We start from the raw sequence: 18,511 nt of genomic DNA, 5'->3' as shown, positions 1-18,511 counted from the left end.
TTAATGCCGGTTCGGGCGCGCTGCGCCGGGATTGGCAATCGATAATCGTCGGCCGGGAGGCGTTGAAATGTACCGATTTCTGAATGCAGTGTTGCGCGACCGGCTAGCGGGTTTTGCCGTGGCAATTGGGCTTGCGTTGATGCTCGCACCGCTTGCTGTTGTCGCCGGCAGCCCGTTCTACCTGACCGCCGAACGCAGTTTCAGCAATAGCGAATCGCCCAGCATCCGCCTGGATTACACCGTCACCGACCAGCCGATGCTGATCCGGGTATTGAAAGCCGACAATCTGGAAAATTTTCTCGACGGCCAATTCAACGTCAGCCGCAGTTACGAGCAGCCGGTCAGCGAGCTCAATCCCGGCCATTATTTTGCAAAAGGCTTAAACAACGCCGAATCGCCGCTGAAATTGCTGCGCGGCATGCTGGATGTGGAATTTCGCAAGTCATTGAAAGACACGCCGTTCAGCGGTTCGGTACTGACCGTGACCGACAAGCCGTTGGCGGCCGTGCCGCAGCAAATCCTGGTCGCCCCGCCCAAGGGCTTTCAAGTGGTGAAGGAAACCTATCTGGACCTGCTGCGCAACGGCCAGCAAACCCACGATCTGGGCTGGTGGTTCAACGAGGACACCTGGAGCGAGCACCGCTACAAAGTTCGGCAGATCTCACTCGAGCCGTTGCCGGACGGCCTGTATCTGTTGCAGGCGGTGCAGGGCAAGACCGAGGCGCAGTGCCTGATTCAAGTCAGCAGCCTGGCGGTGCAGGTCAAGCAATCCAGCGAGCAATTGCTGGTGCGGGCGATGAACCGCGATTTGCAACCGCTGGCCAATGCCAAAGTCAGCGTCCGCGACGGCCGCGGCCGTTGGCAGAACTTGCCGGGGGCGACCGATGCCGCCGGCGAACTGCGCTTTAATAATCCCGACGGGGTGCTGGACGGCAAACTGCTGGTCCGGGTCGACGCGCCGGCCGCCAACGCTAACGCAGCAGCGCGCACAGCGTTGACCGCGACCGATTTTCTGCCGACTCAGGCCAAGGACGATGCGGTATTCGTGATGACCGACCGGCCGATCTTCAAGCCTGGCGAAACCTTTTTCTACAAAGGCATCGTCCGCAATTTGCAGGACGGCCAATTGCGGATTCCGGCCTTTCAATCCAGGCAAACCGACGTGTCTTTAATCCGCGCCGACGGCAACGCCACCGGCTTGCAAGGCCATAGCCAATTGACCGATTTCGCTTCGTTTTCCGGCAGCTTCGATCTCGATCCCGGCCAGACGCCCGGCTTATACCGCTTGCTGGCCGAGATCGACCATAAAGCCTACGGCGGCGAATTTCGGGTGCGCGATTACATCAAACCGACCTTTTACCTGGAATGGCTGGAACGCAGCCAGACTGTGCAAGCCGGGCAAGCGTTCAATCTGAAATTCCGCGCCAAGCGTTACAGCGGCGGCATCCCGCAGAACGTCAAATTCGAAGTATTTTTGTACCGCAAAAAATTCGAGGCGCCGCAATTCGTGACCGAGGCCGGCGCCGGCTTGTCGGCCGGCAACGATTATTTCGGCCAGATCAAATCCGCCGTGCCATTAACCCAGCCGCAGCGTTTGTTTAGTTCGATCGAGGCCCGACAGGCCGCCGAAGCCAGCAATCCGTGGGAAACCGCCGCCAAACTGGCCGACAACGGCGACGGCAGTTTCGAATTTACCGTACCGGCCGAAGCCCAAACCGACGCCAAGCCGGCGAAACCGGAACAGGAATGGATTTATACCTTAATGGTCCGGGCGCAGGATGCCGCCGGCGGCAGCGCGATTTTGACCGACAGCATTTACGCCACGCTGGCCGAAGCCCAGCCGGCGCTACGTTTTAACAAAACCGTCGCGGCGGTCGGCGACCAGGATTTGCAGATTTTGCTGCAATCCAGTTATGCCGACGGCAAGCCGGCAGCCAAGGCCGGCGGCGTGGTCGACGTGATGCTGGAACAGCCCGGCAGCGGCAAGCGCAGTCTGGTGAAATTGGATATTGCCACCGACGCCAACGGCCAGCAAAAACTCAGCATACCGGCGTTGAAAGAGTTCGGCCGCTTGACGGCCGTGGCCCGTCTTGAGACGCTGGATGGCCGCAGCATGAGCCACAGTTCCAGTTCGCAACCGGCTACGTTGATCGTCGCCGGCAGCGGCGGCGAGGCAGTGGCCGACAATCCGGAATTGGAGCTGTACACACCAACCACAATCCTCAGTCCCGGCGAGCAAGCCAAAGTGTTTGCCTTGCTGCCCAAGGCCTGGGGCAATAACGAGGCCGGAGCGATCTGGGAAACCGTGGCCGGCGCCAAGTTGTTCGATAGCCGTAGCGCCCAGGCCCAAGGCCGTAGCCGCTGGTTCGAAGTGACTGCCAAACCCGAATACGGCACCGGTTTTTACCACACCGTCACGGTGCCGGTGGCCGGCGGCAAGTACAAGGAGCAGACGCTGGGTTTCCGCATCGTGCCGAGGGATAAGCGGCTGCAAATCGCGATCGAGCCGGCTCAGGCCGAAGCCGAACCGTTGAAGCCGACCCAAATCAAATTGCAGGTCAAACGCGCCGACGGCAGCCCGGCGGCGAATACCGAGCTGGCGGTATCGATTGTTGATCGCGCCGTTTACGCGGTGCAAGCCGAATTCCGCCCCGGCATTTTCGACTTTTTCTATCCGCTGCAACGCAGCAATCTGTCGACCTACTATTCCGACGACTTGCAAGGCTACGGCTACGCCGACTTGCTGCGCAAACCCAATTTCGCGCTGAGTGCCTTGAAAAGCCAAAGCAAGCTGGCGAAAAAAGCCATGCGCGATACCGCCGGCTGGTTCCCGCACGTGGTCACCGACGCCAACGGCGCGGCGACGATCGACGTCGATATGCCGGCCAACGTCACCGAATGGCTGGTCACCGCCGTCGCCAGCGACCAGGACGGCCGCCTCGGCGAAACCACCGGCCAGTTCCGCACCAAAACCGACATCGCCGTGGATATGGTCGGCCCGCAATTTTTACGTAGCGGCGACGAAGTGGAATTGGCGGTCAAATTGACCAGCCATTGGCCCGGTCCGGTCAAAGTCTCCGGCAATCTGAGTTTGAGCGACAATCTGCAAGGCCAGGATATCAACCTAACGCCGAGCGCCGAATTGGCCGCCAAGGCCGAGCAATTATGGCCGCTACGGTTGACCGCCGGTCCCCAAGCCGGCAATGCCAGCTTAAAAGCGGCGTTGACCGCGCCGAACACAATCAAAGTCGGCGGTGCCGAAGAATTCGATTTGCCGATTCAGCCGGCGGCGATGGCGCAAGTCTATGCCGCCGAACGCCGCGACGGTCATTTGCATTTCGATATTCCGGAGCAGGCTCAAGCCGCGCAATTGACGGTGCGGGTCAACTCCGGCCTGCTCGGCGCGGCCTTGCAGGCGGCGGCGATGCTGGTGCAATACCCGTACGGCTGCACCGAACAACTGGCGCACAGCACCGTGCCGAATCTGGTGTTGCTGGATTTGATCGAACGCGCCGGCCTCAAGCCCGAGCAACTGGGGCCGCTGGAAAAACCCTTGCAGCGCGCCAAGCAGAATGCGGCGTTGGGTATCCGCAAACTGATCCAAAACCAGAAAGCCGACGGCGGCTTCGCGTTGTGGGCCAACGATCCGGAGCCCAGCGTGCCGGTGACGATGATCGCGATGCAGGCTTTGAAATATGCCGAGGAATTGAAACTGGAAGGCACCACCTCGGCCTACAACAAAGGCGCGGAGTGGTTGGCTCAACAAGCCAATACCGAGCAAGTGCTGGACGGCTTTACGCTGGCCGCTTATTCGGCGGTCGGTTACATCTACCAGGCGCCGTGGGAGCGGCAAGCCGAGTTCGTCGAAAAAGTCGGGGCCGACCCGCAAGCCGGTGCCGAAGACTTGACTGCGGCGCTGCGCATCTTGGCGGCCTACAAAAACCAAAGCTGGCATGCCTTCAACCAACAAATGAAAGGCCAGCCCGATCTGGCCAAGCGTTTGGGCAAACGTCTGCAGCAGGCGCTGGAGGCGATCGATCCGGCCGGCTATCAGAGCCAACCCGGCCCATCCTACGACCGGCTCGGCTTCCGCTTCGGCTTGCCCAGCATAATATCCGCCGGGCTAGGCGCATTGCAGGCCGCGGGCGACTTGCCGCCGGCATTGGAAAGCAGACTGAAGCGGCTGTTGTTGCAGAGCCAGCAACACGGCTACTGGACTTCGACTTACGATACCGCCCAAGTCATCTTCAACACCCGCGAGTTATTGAGCAAGGAAGCCGCCGCCGCGCAAAGCCAAAAAGCCCGGACCTTGAAAGTCGCCAATGCATCCGCCGCGTTGGGTAGCTTGCAACCCATTCCGGGCGGCTATCTGGGCCGCTTTGACAAATTGTCGGCCGCCGCCGAACTGGCCGATCTGCATATCGCCGATCTCAGCGAAACCGATATCGCATCCGCCACCTTGCAAGTCGAACTGCCGTACCCGGCCGTCACCGCCCGCGACAACGGCCTCAGCGTGCAACGCAATTTCCGCCGGATTACCGCCGGCGGCAGCGAACCAGTCGACCTGAGCCAGGCGCTGCACATCGGCGACGTCGTGGTCAGCGAAGTCAAAATCAAACGCAGCGCCGAACCCAACCGCTTGCCGGCCGGCAGCGACTTCGTCGTGATCGAGGACGGCATCCCGTCGCTGGCGGAGGGCCAGGAAAACGACCAGACCTACCTGGCCGACGCCAAACTGCAAGCCGGCGACGACAGCTACTGGGCCGGCATCAAGGAAACCCAACGCTACCCGGACCGCATCGTCCGCGTCGCCAAACTGCAACCCGGCGCCGAATTGAAGCTATACCAAGTCTGGAAAGCCACTCGCCCCGGCACCGCCTCGATCCCGCCGGCTAGTGGGTTTGACATGTATAACGAGGCGGTCAGGGGGAATGGGGTGGCTGGAACAGTAGCAGTTAAATGATCGGGACATTTATTTGCCCGATTTGGGTATTTGTCGGCATGCAACATTAGTGATACCGTATTTGGTATGACGGAAATCATCATGGACACCAATGTGCTGTTCGCTGGCTTATATTCGGCTAGCGGAGCGTCATTTAAAGTGTTGGAGCTTTTGGCTGCTAAGCAACTGAGTACAGTGATATCGACACCGCTGCTGTTCGAATACGAAGAAATATTGAAGCGGAATCAAACCATGCTTCAATTGACCGATACTGAAATTGAGGTGATCCTGGATAGTTTATGTGGGTTTGGTAGGCATCAGAAAGTGTATTTTTTATGGCGGCCCTATCTACCGGATCCGAAGGACGATTTGGTTTTGGAACTAGCTGTTGCCGCTGAGGTAAAAACCATTATCACCCACAACCTGAAAGATTTTGTCAGCATTGAAAAATTCGGAGTGGAAGCGATTACGCCTAAAACCCTGTTGGAGAGATTGCTATGAGTGCGCTCAGTTTACGATTACCCGATTCAGTTCACCGCCACATTAAAGAATTGGCAAGCAAAGAAGGCGTTTCAATCAACCAATTCATTGCCAGTGCGGTAGCGGAAAAGGTTTCGGCGATTGCCACCGAGGAATATCTGCAAGCTAGAGCCGAACGAGCCGATGCATCGGCTTTTCAGGCAATTTTGGCAAAAGTACCTAGACGGGAACCTTTGTCGGGTGATGAAATTTGATTGTTTACCCGATCCGGCAGGGAAGTGAAGCGATACGACTAATTTCCGTTCGGCGCTCCCGCACCTGCAAAACAGTAGCAAAACAGGGTTAGGTCTAGCAATTAAGCATCCTTGAAAGGGTTAGCTATATTTCTAGACCTGCCCTCTTTCTGGACCGTAATATCGTAAATTAGAAAACAAATAATTAAAATGTCTCCTCGTTATCAGATATTTGTTAGTTCTACGTTTCGTGACCTTGTCGACGAGCGTCAAGCAGTTTTAGAGGCAATTCTTGAACTTGGACACTTTCCTGCGGGAATGGAGATTTTTCCTGCTGCTGATTCTAATGCTTGGGAGCTGATTAAAACTGTTATTCATGACTCTGATTATTACGTTTTAATCGTTGGTGGTAAATATGGTTCCACTGGACCGGATGGTATTTCTTATACTGAAATGGAGTTTAATTACGCCGTCGAATTGAATAAGCCAATCTTGGCCTTTCTACATGGTTCTCCAGATCGGCTTATAGTAGAGAAGGCTGAGGTTGCTGCCGAGCCAAGAAGTAGGCTTCAGGATTTTCGCGATAAAGTATCTGAAAGAAGAATATACAAATGCTGGAATAATAAAGACAATCTTAAGGCGGCTGTTCTTTCATCCCTTGCTTATGCTATTAGGACAAAGCCTGCAGATGGCTGGGTTCGTAACGAAGGACTTCAGAATCAGGAGTTATTAAAGCGACTTGCATCTCTTCAGGATCGCTACGAAAAACAGTCTAGTGAACTTAATCAATTGAAATCGACTATTGGTGTTAACGTTGAATTAGAGAAATATCGGGGACTTGACACACATTATGAAGTTGCCGTTACTACGAGACGGAGTTCATCTAACCAACTTCACAAGTTTGAGATTACGCTTTCCGAAGTTTTTTTCGCTTCAGCAGAAGAGCTATTGGTGCCTATTTCGGAAGAGTATTTTAATCAAATATTAGTTTATTCAATGTCTCCTTGTCTGGAATTTTTAGCTCCGACCGAGTCAAAGGATAAAACCAAGTGGACGCAGCTTAGTGTTATATTCACTAAAAACTCTGTTCGGGGGATTCTTCGTCAGTTTATGGCTCTTGGTCTTGTGGAGCCCCAGTCATTGCCTCGCCAAACAGGTTCTGACAATGCGACTCATACAGTATATCTAAGATGTTGGTCGTTGACATCCTTGGGTCGGTCTAAGTACCTTGAACGAAGAGCATTGTTGATTGATGACAATTAAACGCAATCCGGCCAGCGTCAGCCAGCCGGATGCCTGCGCGGGAAAGCCTCCGATCCTCTACATTCCCACACTAACTAGACCAAAACAGCCCAGTAGGCCGGAATAAGCGTTAGCGTTTCCGGCGTGCATTAAATCGCCGGAAACGCCGTTCGGCTTATTCCGGCCTACAGATTATCCGGTTCCTTATATCGATTGAATATTATGACGAGCCCGCGCAGCGGCGATTTGCGCAGCCTTATCGGGGAGTCACGAGTTTTTCAATTGAAATTGATAAGCCAATAGCCCGGCGTGGGCACTCAAGCGTGCTCACCCGCAGTCAATTAACCCGAATCCGACAAAATCAATTGGAGCATAGCCGATGGGTGCAAAAACCTGGATGTTGGTGGTCGCCGACTCAAACCCGCGTCAGGCGTTGGCAGCCAAGCCGACGTTGGATGTCGAGGCCAGCCAACGGCTGGCGGCCGCGTTGTTTCCGAACCAGCGGCTCGAGCCTATCGGCGAGGGTTCCCTGGCGTATACCTGTCCGCCCGACGCCGAGTTGCTGGTCGGATGTTTTCCCGGTGTGGCGGTGCTTGCCGCCAAGGAATTCCGTATCGACCGTCCGTCCAAACTGGCCCGGCATTTCAGCGCGGGCGGGGCCAATGTCACGCTGCATACGATGCACAGCGTCGTCGATTGGTTTGCTTATGCAACCTGGCAGAACGGCCAATTGCGGCGCTCGCTGAGCCTGTCGCCCGACAGCGGGATTATCGAAGACTTGGGCGAGCGCTTGCCGTTCGAGGTTCCGTTTTGGGCCGGTACCCATCCGGCGGTCGATGCGGAGGACGCAAGCTATCCGCTACCGTTTCATCCGTTGGACTTGGCGGAGGCCGCGCTGGCGGAGTTGTTCGGCTACCAACTGGAAGGCTTCGCCGATGTAGCCCTGCTCGATCCGGAATCGATTCCGCTGCTCCGTTACCGGCGGCATCGCCCGGCTTGGTGGAAGTTTTGGAAATAAAGCCCAGTAGGCCGGAATAAGCGTTAGCGTTTCCGGCGTGCATTAAATCGCCGGAAACGCCGTTCGGCTTATTCCGGCCTACAGATTATCCGGTTCCTTATATCGATTGAATATTATGACGAGCCCGCGCAGCGGCGATTTGCGCAGCCTTATCGGGGAGTCACGAGTTTTTCAATTGAAATTGATAAGCCAATAGCCCGGCGTGGGCACTCAAGCGTGCTCACCCGCAGTCAATTAACCCGAATCCGACAAAATCAATTGGAGCATAGCCGATGGGTGCAAAAACCTGGATGTTGGTGGTCGCCGACTCAAACCCGCGTCAGGCGTTGGCAGCCAAGCCGACGTTGGATGTCGAGGCCAGCCAACGGCTGGCGGCCGCGTTGTTTCCGAACCAGCGGCTCGAGCCTATCGGCGAGGGTTCCCTGGCGTATACCTGTCCGCCCGACGCCGAGTTGCTGGTCGGATGTTTTCCCGGTGTGGCGGTGCTTGCCGCCAAGGAATTCCGTATCGACCGTCCGTCCAAACTGGCCCGGCATTTCAGCGCGGGCGGGGCCAATGTCACGCTGCATGCGATGCACAGCGTCGTCGATTGGTTTGCTTATGCAACCTGGCAGAACGGCCAATTGCGGCGCTCGCTGAGCCTGTCGCCCGACAGCGGGATTATCGAAGACTTGGGCGAACGCTTGCCGTTCGAGGTTCCGTTTTGGGCCGGTACCCATCCGGCGGTCGATGCGGAGGACGCAAGCTATCCGCTACCGTTTCATCCGTTGGACTTGGCGGAGGCCGCGCTGGCGGAGTTGTTCGGCTACCAACTGGAAGGCTTCGCCGATGTAGCCCTGCTCGATCCGGAATCGATTCCGCTGCTCCGTTACCGGCGGCATCGCCCGGCTTGGTGGAAGTTTTGGAAATAAAGCGCATTCGACTGCAGAGCTCAGCCGCATCCCATCACTTGAATCGTCGCTAGTTACCAAAGTCGGCCGCTCGGCGTTATACATCTATACTTAACCGCCTTCCGGCCAGGATTCGTTGCCTGCGGTAACGCTAGCAGTGCTTGGATTCAGGCTGCAAGAGCGATTGTAACCATCATCGATTGGCACTGGATGCAGGTGTCCGTCAGGCAAGCGGTTTTTCTGCATTACGACCGGCGCAGCAGCATGGGAACTAAGGCGAAGGCGTTTCGCGGCATTATTGAATACGGAAAAATATCATGAGTTTGAAAGGTTTGGCTTCAGCGTTTGCGCTAGTGTTATCGGTGGTGGCAACAGCTGTCGGGATTAGCATGCTGCAAAGCCATTTCGGCTGGTCGAATGCCACCATGTCTTGGCTTTTCTTCGCTATCGGTACGCTTGCCTCTGTGGTTTTGACGTACCAATTGAGGCATCTCGCGTTCGTCAATGCAATCCCGATCGACAAGAACCGGCCGCTAAAACTAAAACCCTTGCATTACGTTGGTTTGCTCACGATGGGCGTGGGCGCGATACTGTCGGTAGCAAGCGTCACTGGCGTATTCGTGACGTTCCAGTATGCCGACAAATTCGTGTTGCTGCTCGGCTTAGCGGTTTACATGGCCACTACCCCCGCGAACGGGCGGTCGATATTCCAAGCCAATCGGCCCGCGGACGTGTCCGCCAGGCTGAAATTGCTGGCGATCGCGGGTGCTTGCGTGTTGTTGCCGGCCATCGTCGGCTGCTTGGTCGACATCACATTGAGTACGACTCTACCCAGCGATTTTGGATTATCGGTCGGTATCGGTTACGGCGCGGTCCTGGCAATCGGCTTGGTGACTATGACCGAAATAACCCGCAACCGCGTCGGCACGTATTACCAAGCCAATAAGCCATTCCAAAAGCTGCTGCAAAAAAGCTGGATTAGAATCCCGCTTACCCTGGCAATGGGCCTTTATATCGGTGTCAGCGGAATTGGGCTTGGCGCGGCTTACGGTTACACCCATTTTTTCGGCGACGAGGTAACCAAAGTATTCAGAGTATCCGGCTGGCATTACGGCAGTTCGCGGAGTTGCGACAAACCGGAAATCGAAGGCCGACCGTTGCTGATTGGCAAAAAGGCGCTTTGCGTGCCAAAAGACGCCGGATTGAGTATGCCGGTTGGGACGGATCTGACAATAGCAGGCCGCGAATCGGTAATGGGTTTTAACGTCGATAAAATTAGTGCTTACCGGCCGCATATCGGTCCGGCGAATTAGCCACAAGGCTCTTTACCTTTGCATCCAAGGGCACTGAGCCATCGGGACGGACCGGCAAACCGGTATTTCCGCGAGCACAAACGGAACACCGGTGGAAAAAATACGATTGAGTTATCAAGTGAGCGCCGCCGGCCCGATCCAGCGAACCGAGACTATACTTTGAAGCGCCTTAAGTTAAAGCCTAGTCTTGAGCCTTTCCGGCAACATTTTGAATTCGCCCTTCTGAGGAGGAAACGACTATGAGCAAATTCCGCGCTGCCTTATTCGCAGGCATATTACTATCGAGCGCATTTTCCGGCGTTCAGGCTCACGACGGTGCAAATTGCGCTGCGCAAAGCCGACCCAAAATCGAGTTTGTCGAGATTCAATCGGAAAAGTTGGCTTTCAATCCGGGCGTTCCGGGTGGGGTGGTCAGTCAAGGCGCGTTAACCGTCAAAGCCAAGTTGTCGTTGCCGGGAAAGAGACACTGCCGCGGTAAGCACGCCGGTTTGCCGGCCGTGGTGATTTTACATGGCTCCGCCGGAGTGGATGCGCGCGGCGACTTCTATGCCAGCGAGCTGCAGCAGGCCGGTATTGCCACGCTGGAACTCGACATGTGGGAAGCCCGCGGCGTTGCCTCGGCCGCCAATCGTCCGGCCTTACCGATTCTGACCTATCCCGATGCCTTTGCCGCGCTGGAGTTTTTAAGCAACCAAGCCGAGATCGACCCGGAACGAATCGGCGTATTGGGCTTTTCCTGGGGCGGCATCATGACCCTGGCCAGCGCGACCGAACAGGTTACTCAACAATACGGCGGCGGTCGGCATTTCAAAGCCCACGTCGCCAACTATCCGTTATGTTACGGCTACAACAATCCGCGACTGCCTTATTTCAGTTTCGGTAGCCCGAACGGGAATCCGTTAACCGGCGCGCCGGTGCTGATCCAGATCGGCGGGTTGGACGAGTACGACGAAAGCGCAGCGCCTTGTCTGGCGTTGAAAGCAGGTCTTGCGGCCGACGAACAAGCGCTGGTGGATGTGGTTAGTTACCCAGATGCCACGCATGCTTGGGATCGATTAATGGTGCCGATTGCGATCACCGACAATTTTTCGCATTTGGGCCGGGGCGGTACGGTCAATATGATTCCGAATGTGGAGCAGGCCTATGACGCGCGCGAAAAAACGGTTCGTTTTTTTAAACGCAAGCTTTAGTCGGTAAGCTTGGGGCTGCTTGATTGCGGCCAGGCGAAGCGAACGGTGGGCAATGTTGCCCACCGTTTCCTAAGCCATTATTTCGACCCCGGCAGCGAAATCATTCCGGTCGCCAGCGCGATCTCCCGTAAAAAGCACAGCAAGCCGCCGATCAAGGCCAGCATGGCGGCCACGAATAGAAACGAAACCACCGGAGACGGATCGACGGCGATTTCGGTACCGACGAACAGGGCGACGATGGACAGGCAGATCAACAAAGCGCATACGGTACACAAACTAATCGCCCAATGAATCCAGTGGGCGCGCCGGGCCAAAATCCGCATTTCCGGATAGTGTTCGTCGGCACCGTTTTCGAACAGCATATTCAAGGTTCTAAACCGATCCACCGCTCGTCCCAGGCGGCTGGTCAACACGCCGAGAATGCCGGCGACCCCGGTCAGCAGAAATACCGGTGCGACCGCCTGTTGAATCACGTGGGCCACGGTGGGGATGTTGGTTAGAGCGTCCATAATCGGCTTCCGGGTTGTAAGTTCTGACGTTTAAAACCGCACTTCGCTAAATTTGGCACCCGGCGTCAGTACCTCCAACTTGGCCAAGCGATTGGTTTCCACCCGCTCGGTATCGAGCTGCAAATATTCGCGTTTGTCTGCGGTCGTCACGGTGTCGACAGCTTTGCCTGCCACCACGCTGCCGTCTGTCAGCGTCAGTTTGACGCGGTAGCCGTAGATACAGGCAATTTCCAGGTAATCGTGCAGGTTGCAGTCAATGGGTTGAGTCATGGTTGTTGCGCCTGTTCGCGGAATTCGTTGATGTCGCGATTGTCGACCCGGTCGTAAATGTCCTCCACTTTCAGCGTTAGCCCGATCGAGGTAAACGTCACGTCGTCGCCGAGAAAATAGTACTCGGATAGCCAGTGGTTGGCGCGGCGCAGGACTTGCACCGAAACGATGTCCGGTTCGATCAGCACGTATTCCTGCAACGACGGCAGGTTGATGTAGCGGATCAGTTTGGTGGTGGTGTCGGTTTTACGGGTGGAGCGGGATAAGACTTCGACGATGATGACCGGCGCCGTCGAAAATAGGTCGTTTCCGGACATTTTGCTGCAATCTACCAGTACGTCCGGGTAGACGTAATCCTTGCCGATCTGCAGTTTGATTTCGGCTATGAACGTCGCGCAGGGCGTACCTTTTAGATGACTTCTGAACTCGCCGAGAATGTTGGCCGCGATGCAATTGTGGTTATAACCGGCACCGGTCATCGCGCGGACCTGGCCGTCGATATACTCGCGCTTGACTTCGGCAGCCGCCTCGCTGACCAGATATTCGTCTTCCGTCAAATAAACATCGGGTTGATCGGTGTGGAAAGCCATGATGCGCCCCGCCTACAACTGTTCAAGGAAATAACCGAATGCCCGGCCGGCAGGCCGAGTGTCGGTATTGTTAGAGATCGGCCCGGGAAATACAAGACGCGCCGAACCACGGCAAAGTTAACAAATCCGGCGAAAAGACCTACTATCCAGACTATTGCGACTGCCGGGCGGATGTCTGCCATGAAAAACCATCACCGATTATTGCTCAGCCTCGGGTTGGGCGCCGCCGCCGGCCTGGCCTGCCACGGTTTTGCCGACCATGCCGGCTTGCAGGTATTCAACCGCTACCTATTGGAACCGGTCGGCCAGATTTTCCTGCGGCTGATCTTCATGATCGTAGTGCCGATGGTGATGAGCGGTTTGATGCTGGGCGTTTACCAGCTCAGCAGCCACCACGGTTTGGCGCGGGTTGCCCAGCGCACTTTGTTATTTACGCTGATTGCCAGTTCGGCGTCGGTGGTGATCGGCGTGTCGCTGGTGAATCTGCTGCAGCCCGGCACCGGTTTGGATATTTCGCAACTGCTCGGCGACGAGGCCGGTGTGCACAAGATCCGCCAACACGTGGCGCAAGCCAAGCCGGTGGTGCAATCGTTGCTGGAGATCATCCCGAAAAACCCGTTCAACAGCGCCGTGCAGGCCCTGGACGGCGAGATGCTGTCGTTGATGTTTTTTTCGTTGGCGTTCGGCGCGGCGTTGGCGGCGACGAACGGCGGCAAACCGTCGCGTTGGCTGGAGTTGTTGGAGGAAACTTACGCCGCCTGCCTGCGGATAGTGGACGCGGCGATGCAATTCGCGCCGTGGGCGGTATTCGCGCTGGTGTTTCAATCCACCTTCAAATTCGGCCACCAGATTTTGTTCTCGCTGGGATTTTACGTGCTGGTGGTGGTCGCAGGCCTGCTGCTGCAACAAGCTCTGGTTTATAGCGCAATGTTAAGGCTGTTCAGAGGTATCGCGCCCTGGTCGTTTTTCCGGCAATGCCGCGACGTGTATTTGTATGCCTTCGCGACCGCGTCTTCCAATGCCACATTGCCGCGCTCATTGGAACTGGCGGAACGGGAATTGAAACTCAGCCCGGAAGTTTCGCGCTTTGTATTGACGATAGGCTCCACCGCCAACCAGAACGGCACGGCGCTGTTCGAAGGCATTACTGTATTGTTTCTGGCCCAGGTCTACGGCGTCGATCTATCGCTGACGCAGCAGGTGCAGGTGGTATTGATGGCGATCCTGGCCGGCATCGGCACCGCCGGCGTACCGGGCGGCTCGCTGCCTTTGATCATGATTCTGACCCAGCAGGTCGGGATACCGGCCGAAGGCATGGGTCTGATTTTGGGGGTGGACCGCTTTCTGGACATGTGCCGCACCACCTTGAACGTCAGCGGCGATTTGGTCATCGCCGCGCTGGTCGATCAACCGCGGCAAAATCCGGCCTGACGATGCCGGCTTACGGCAGCGACTCGGCCGGCGGCTGTTGGTTAAACGCCACGACGTCCTCGTTATCGACCTGCTCGTAAATGTCGGCCACGCTCAGGCTAAGATCCAGCGCTGCGAATTCGATCTGGTCGCCCAGATAGTAATAAAACGACTGCCAATGCTGGTTGCGGCGGAATACCTGAATCTCGCCTTTGTCCTGCTCGACCAGCACGTATTCCTCCAGCGTCGGCAGGGTCTGGCAGCGCAGGCGTTTGGCGGTCTGGTCGAATTTGCGCGTGGTTTTGGACAACACTTCCACGATCACGACCGGCGCGGTTTTGTAGTAGGCGTCCTGCTTGTCTTCGCCGCAAACTACCATCACGTCGGGGTAGAAGAAATCGTCGGCGATACGCAGTTTCATATCGGACATGAAAGTCTTGCACGGCTTGCCTTTCAGGCCGTTTTTGAACAGATTGAAAATATTACCTTCCAGCAAATTGTGGTTCTCGCTGCCGCCGGTCATCGCATAGACTTCGCCGTCGATGAGCTGGTGGCGGAGCTCGGACTGGCGTTCGCCGGCCAGATATTGTTCCGGGCTGATGCGGGTTTTGAGTTTGGCAAGGGCCATGGCCGTTCTCTGCTAAGTTGCGGATAGCAATAGTCTACTGTGCTAAGCACCGCCGAGAAAAGCGTGCGCCGGCGGCGTGTGAAATTCTACGCTTGCAGCGCTCTGGCTCGCCCTGTATCGTTCCGGCATCTATCTGTCTTTTGACCGCACATGTCCGATTCCGCCATCCACAAACTGATTCTCGTCGACGGTTCGTCGTTTCTGTTTCGCGCCTTTCACGCCGTACCGCCGCTGACCAACAGTAAAGGCGAACCGACCAACGCCGTTTACGGCGTCTCCAACATGTTGCGCAAGCTAATCAACGACTACAACACGCCTTACTTTGCTGTGGTATTCGACGCGCCGGGCAAGACCTTCCGTCACGAGTTGTACGACCAATACAAGGCCCATCGGCCGCCGATGCCGGACGAATTGCGGGTGCAGATTCAACCGCTGCACGACTTGATCCGGTCTTTGGGATTGCCGCTGATCATCGAACACGGGGTCGAGGCCGACGACGTGCTGGGCAGTCTGGCGCAAAACGCGGCCCGCCAGGGCTTCAATGTCATCATTTCCACCGGCGACAAGGACATGGCGCAATTGGTCAACGAGCAGATCATTCTGGAAAACTCGATGACCGGCGCGGTGATGGACATTGCCGGGGTGCAGGACAAATTTGGCGTCAAACCGGAACAAATTATCGATTATCTGGCCTTGATGGGCGATGCGGTGGACAACATCCCCGGCGTGCCCAAGGTCGGACCGAAAACCGCCGCCAAATGGCTGCAGGAATACGGCACGCTGGACAACCTGATCGCCAGCGCCGACCAAATCAAGGGCAAGATCGGCGACAACCTGCGCGAGGCCTTGGGCCAATTGCCGCTATCGCGGGAACTGACCACGATCAAATGCGACGTGGCCTTGCATTACAGCCTGGACGACCTGAAACGCAAGGAACCGGATATCGCCGCGTTGAAACAGCAGCTGGGCAGTCTGGGCTTCAGCAGTTGGTTGAAAACGCTGAACGGCGACGCCTCAGCGACTGCAGCCGAACCGGTCGGGCAAGCCGCAGCGCCGAAACCGGCGCCGGTCGCAAAAGATTACCAAACCATCCTCAGCCAAGCCGAATTCGATGCCTGGCTGGCCCGGCTGGAACAAGCCGAGCTGTTCGCGTTCGATACCGAAACCAGCAGCCTGAATTACAGCGAAGCCGAGATCGTCGGCGTTTCGTTTGCGATCGAAGCCGGCCAAGCCGCGTATTTACCGCTGGCGCACGATTACCCGGACGCGCCGGCGCAACTGGATCGGCAGAGCGTGCTGCAGGCCTTGAAACCGCTGCTGGAAAGCCCGGACCGCGCCAAACTCGGCCAAAACCTGAAATACGACGCCCACGTCCTGGCCAACCACGGCATTGCGTTGCGCGGTATCCGCCACGACACGATGCTGCAATCCTATGTGTTGAACAGTACCGCGACCAAACACAATATGGACGACCTGGCCAAACATTACCTCGGCGTCGATACCATTCATTTCGAGGACGTTTGCGGCAAGGGCGCCAAGCAGATCGGTTTTGCCGACGTGGCGATCGACCGCGCCACCGAATACGCCGCCGAAGACGCCGACATCACCTTGCGCCTGCACCAGACCCTGTCCGCCGAATTGCAGCAACGGCCCAGTTTGTGGGCTTTGTATAACGATATCGAGCTGCCGCTGGTCAAAGTGCTGGCCAAAATCGAGGAAAACGGCGTGCTGATCGACAGCGACATGCTGGCTCAGCAAAGCCAGGAATTGGCGGACCGGATGATAGGCCTGGAGATCCAGGCCCACGATCTGGCCGGCTCGGCTTTTAACCTGGGTTCGCCGAAGCAGATTCAGGAAATCCTGTACGACCGGCTGAATCTGCCGGTATTGAAAAAAACCCCGAAAGGCCAGCCGTCGACCGATGAATCGGTATTGCAGGAATTGGCGGTGGATTTTGCGTTACCGCGGCTGATTCTGGAACACCGTGGCCTGAGCAAATTGAAATCGACTTACACCGACAAACTGCCGCAGCAGATCAACCGCAAAACCGGGCGGGTGCATACCTCCTACCACCAGGCGGTGGCTGCGACCGGGCGGTTGTCGTCGACCGACCCCAATCTGCAGAACATTCCGATCCGTAGCGAGGAAGGCCGCAAAATCCGCCAAGCCTTTATTGCCCCGTCCGGCTATAAAATCGTCGCGGCCGATTATTCGCAGATCGAATTGCGAATCATGGCGCATTTGTCCGGCGACGCCGGTTTGCTGAAAGCCTTTGCCGCCGGCGAGGACGTGCACCGCGCCACGGCCGCCGAAGTGTTCGAAGTGGCGCCGGATCAGGTCACCCACGATTTGCGCCGCTCGGCCAAGGCGATCAACTTCGGCCTGATTTACGGCATGTCGGCCTTCGGCTTGGCGCAGCAATTGGGCTTGCCGCGCAATCAGGCCCAGTCTTACATTGACCTGTATTTCAGCCGTTACCCCGGCGTCAAGCACTACATGGACAGCACGCGGGAATTGGCCAAGCAGCAAGGCTATGTCGAAACCCTCTTCGGCCGCCGTCTGTATTTGCCGGACATCAACGCCCGCAACGCCGCGCAACGCCAGTACGCGGAACGCACCGCGATCAACGCGCCGATGCAGGGTAGCGCTGCCGACATCATCAAACGGGCGATGATCGCCTGCCACGACTGGATCGAAACCAGCGGCGCCGACCTGAAAATGATCATGCAGGTGCACGACGAACTGGTGTTCGAAGTGGCCGAGTCCATTCTCACGGACAGCATCGCCAAAATCACCGGCATCATGTCCGCTGCCGCCGAGTTGGCCGTGCCCTTGCTGGTGGAAGCCGGCACCGGCGCCAACTGGGACGAAGCGCATTAGGCTGGCAGGCATGCAGTTCAAGTTCTGGGGCGTCAGAGGCTCGATTGCCACGCCGGGGCCGAATACGGTCCGCTACGGCGGCAACACCACCTGCATCGAAATCACCAGCAGCGCCGGTGATCTGATCATTCTCGACGCCGGCACCGGTATCCATGCCCTGGCGCAAACGCTGCTGCACCGGCGCGATCTGACCGCGCATATTCTGATCACCCATACCCACTGGGACCATATCCAGGGCTTGCCGTTTTTCCTGCCGATGTTCCGAGCCGGTAACCGCATCAATATTTACGGCGGCCTGGAACCGGTGACCCATCAAGGCATCGAGCGGGCGATGCGGGTGCAGTTGCAGCACGCCTATTTCCCGATCAGCGAAGCGCAACTGAAGGCCGAGGTACGGTACACCACGCTGAAAGCCGGGGAGCCGATCCGGATCGGCAGCGTCCGCGTCACGCCCACCGTGCTGAACCATCCGGTGTTCAACTTCGGTTACCGAATCGACGATGACGCCGGCGGTTCCTTGTTTTTCACCGGCGACTACGAGCCGCCGCTGAACCCTTATCCGGAACAGCACCCCGGTTACGAAGCGATGCAGGAATTGATCGATCAGAAGAACGAAGAAGTGATCGGAGCGATGGCCGGCGTCGACGCGCTGATCATCGACAGTTCCTACACCGACGCCGAATATGCCGACCGCCGTGGCTGGGGCCACGGCACCTACCGCTCGGCGCTGGAGATTGCCGCCGAAGCCCAGGTCAAACAACTGTTTTTGACTCACCACGAGCCGACCCGCAGCGACGCCGATCTGGATTCGATTTATGCCCGTCTGTTGCAAGCCGAGCGCTTAGGATTTCCGATCTGGCTGGCGCGGGAAGGCGATCAATATTCGTTGCCGTACCAGCCGGACCAGTCCGGCTAG

Annotated in this window: 15 protein-coding genes; 11 read left to right on the top strand and 4 right to left on the bottom strand. The window is 57.0% G+C overall.

The genetic code is table 11. The features are described from left to right. Positions 1-67: 67 nt before the first annotated feature. The 8 genes from PL263_RS14335 (at position 68) to PL263_RS14300 (ending at position 11,308) form a co-directional block, all read left to right on the top strand. The gene (locus PL263_RS14335) at positions 68-4,963 is read left to right on the top strand and encodes an MG2 domain-containing protein (protein WP_278209987.1); all 4,896 of its coding nucleotides are present in this window, start codon (positions 68-70) and stop codon (positions 4,961-4,963) included. A 66-nt stretch (positions 4,964-5,029) separates the two neighbouring features. Then, a complete protein-coding gene (locus PL263_RS14330; protein WP_278209986.1) occupies positions 5,030-5,443 on the top strand; it encodes a putative toxin-antitoxin system toxin component, PIN family in 414 nt (137 codons plus the stop codon). Beyond that, complete coding sequence (locus PL263_RS14325) at positions 5,440-5,676, top strand: toxin-antitoxin system HicB family antitoxin (RefSeq protein ID WP_278209985.1); 237 nt, start codon at positions 5,440-5,442, stop codon at positions 5,674-5,676. Before PL263_RS14330 ends, PL263_RS14325 begins: the two co-directional genes overlap by 4 nt. A gap of 189 nt (positions 5,677-5,865) precedes the next feature. Next, a complete protein-coding gene (locus PL263_RS14320; protein ID WP_278209984.1) occupies positions 5,866-6,918 on the top strand; it encodes a DUF4062 domain-containing protein in 1,053 nt (350 codons plus the stop codon). Positions 6,919-7,276: 358 nt separating this feature from the next. Continuing rightward, positions 7,277-7,915: a hypothetical protein gene (locus tag PL263_RS14315; protein WP_278209983.1), complete on the top strand. Its 639-nt coding sequence runs from the start codon at positions 7,277-7,279 to the stop codon at positions 7,913-7,915. A 272-nt stretch (positions 7,916-8,187) separates the two neighbouring features. After that, the gene (locus PL263_RS14310) at positions 8,188-8,826 is read left to right on the top strand and encodes a hypothetical protein (RefSeq protein WP_278209982.1); all 639 of its coding nucleotides are present in this window, start codon (positions 8,188-8,190) and stop codon (positions 8,824-8,826) included. 296 nt (positions 8,827-9,122) lie between these two features. After that, positions 9,123-10,118 (top strand): hypothetical protein, encoded by a 996-nt coding sequence (locus PL263_RS14305; protein WP_278209981.1) that lies wholly within the window; start codon positions 9,123-9,125, stop codon positions 10,116-10,118. 239 nt (positions 10,119-10,357) lie between these two features. Then, positions 10,358-11,308, top strand: a complete 951-nt coding sequence (locus tag PL263_RS14300) for a dienelactone hydrolase family protein (protein WP_278209980.1) — start codon at positions 10,358-10,360, stop codon at positions 11,306-11,308. Between the two features lie 77 nt (positions 11,309-11,385). On the opposite strand, the gene PL263_RS14295 is transcribed toward PL263_RS14300, so the two are convergent. Genes PL263_RS14295 through PL263_RS14285 form a run of 3 tightly spaced genes read right to left on the bottom strand, consistent with a single transcriptional unit; the run spans position 11,386 to position 12,677 of the window. Then, positions 11,386-11,817: a DUF2721 domain-containing protein gene (locus PL263_RS14295; protein ID WP_278209979.1), complete on the bottom strand. Its 432-nt coding sequence runs from the start codon at positions 11,815-11,817 to the stop codon at positions 11,386-11,388. Positions 11,818-11,847: 30 nt separating this feature from the next. Further along, positions 11,848-12,087 carry a Rho-binding antiterminator gene (locus PL263_RS14290; RefSeq protein WP_140913217.1) on the bottom strand — a complete coding sequence of 80 codons (240 nt, stop codon included), beginning with the start codon at positions 12,085-12,087 and terminating at the stop codon, positions 11,848-11,850. Further along, positions 12,084-12,677, bottom strand: a complete 594-nt coding sequence (locus tag PL263_RS14285; RefSeq protein ID WP_278209978.1) for a Uma2 family endonuclease — start codon at positions 12,675-12,677, stop codon at positions 12,084-12,086. Before PL263_RS14285 ends, PL263_RS14290 begins: the two co-directional genes overlap by 4 nt. A 180-nt stretch (positions 12,678-12,857) precedes the next feature. Here PL263_RS14285 and PL263_RS14280 point away from each other — a divergent pair, with 180 nt between their 5' ends. Further along, positions 12,858-14,108, top strand: a complete 1,251-nt coding sequence (locus tag PL263_RS14280; RefSeq protein WP_278209977.1) for a dicarboxylate/amino acid:cation symporter — start codon at positions 12,858-12,860, stop codon at positions 14,106-14,108. Positions 14,109-14,118: 10 nt separating this feature from the next. Here PL263_RS14280 and PL263_RS14275 read toward each other — a convergent pair whose 3' ends face one another. Continuing rightward, positions 14,119-14,715: a Uma2 family endonuclease gene (locus tag PL263_RS14275; protein ID WP_278209976.1), complete on the bottom strand. Its 597-nt coding sequence runs from the start codon at positions 14,713-14,715 to the stop codon at positions 14,119-14,121. A 150-nt stretch (positions 14,716-14,865) separates the two neighbouring features. Here PL263_RS14275 and polA point away from each other — a divergent pair, with 150 nt between their 5' ends. Together polA and PL263_RS14265 are read left to right on the top strand one after the other, a co-directional pair. Continuing rightward, on the top strand, positions 14,866-17,595 hold the full coding sequence (gene polA, locus PL263_RS14270) for a DNA polymerase I (protein ID WP_278209975.1): 2,730 nt from the start codon (positions 14,866-14,868) through the stop codon (positions 17,593-17,595). Between the two features lie 10 nt (positions 17,596-17,605). Continuing rightward, positions 17,606-18,511 (top strand): MBL fold metallo-hydrolase, encoded by a 906-nt coding sequence (locus PL263_RS14265; RefSeq protein WP_278209974.1) that lies wholly within the window; start codon positions 17,606-17,608, stop codon positions 18,509-18,511.

The organism is Methylomonas sp. EFPC3, assembly GCF_029643245.1.
GTDB classification, from domain to species: domain Bacteria; phylum Pseudomonadota; class Gammaproteobacteria; order Methylococcales; family Methylomonadaceae; genus Methylomonas; species Methylomonas koyamae_B.
The sequence above is the reverse complement of the archived record's forward strand: the minus strand, read 5'-3'. Positions and strand labels throughout refer to the sequence as shown.

Coding starts and splice junctions, on each gene's coding strand:
- PL263_RS14275 (WP_278209976.1), bottom strand. CDS start 14,715: ATGGCCCTTGCCAAACTCAAAACCCGCATCAGCCCGGAACAATATCTG.
- PL263_RS14330 (WP_278209986.1), top strand. CDS start 5,030: ATGACGGAAATCATCATGGACACCAATGTGCTGTTCGCTGGCTTATAT.
- PL263_RS14315 (WP_278209983.1), top strand. CDS start 7,277: ATGGGTGCAAAAACCTGGATGTTGGTGGTCGCCGACTCAAACCCGCGT.
- PL263_RS14265 (WP_278209974.1), top strand. CDS start 17,606: ATGCAGTTCAAGTTCTGGGGCGTCAGAGGCTCGATTGCCACGCCGGGG.
- polA (WP_278209975.1), top strand. CDS start 14,866: ATGTCCGATTCCGCCATCCACAAACTGATTCTCGTCGACGGTTCGTCG.
- PL263_RS14300 (WP_278209980.1), top strand. CDS start 10,358: ATGAGCAAATTCCGCGCTGCCTTATTCGCAGGCATATTACTATCGAGC.
- PL263_RS14290 (WP_140913217.1), bottom strand. CDS start 12,087: ATGACTCAACCCATTGACTGCAACCTGCACGATTACCTGGAAATTGCC.
- PL263_RS14310 (WP_278209982.1), top strand. CDS start 8,188: ATGGGTGCAAAAACCTGGATGTTGGTGGTCGCCGACTCAAACCCGCGT.
- PL263_RS14325 (WP_278209985.1), top strand. CDS start 5,440: ATGAGTGCGCTCAGTTTACGATTACCCGATTCAGTTCACCGCCACATT.
- PL263_RS14295 (WP_278209979.1), bottom strand. CDS start 11,817: ATGGACGCTCTAACCAACATCCCCACCGTGGCCCACGTGATTCAACAG.
- PL263_RS14320 (WP_278209984.1), top strand. CDS start 5,866: ATGTCTCCTCGTTATCAGATATTTGTTAGTTCTACGTTTCGTGACCTT.
- PL263_RS14285 (WP_278209978.1), bottom strand. CDS start 12,677: ATGGCTTTCCACACCGATCAACCCGATGTTTATTTGACGGAAGACGAA.
- PL263_RS14280 (WP_278209977.1), top strand. CDS start 12,858: ATGAAAAACCATCACCGATTATTGCTCAGCCTCGGGTTGGGCGCCGCC.
- PL263_RS14335 (WP_278209987.1), top strand. CDS start 68: ATGTACCGATTTCTGAATGCAGTGTTGCGCGACCGGCTAGCGGGTTTT.
- PL263_RS14305 (WP_278209981.1), top strand. CDS start 9,123: ATGAGTTTGAAAGGTTTGGCTTCAGCGTTTGCGCTAGTGTTATCGGTG.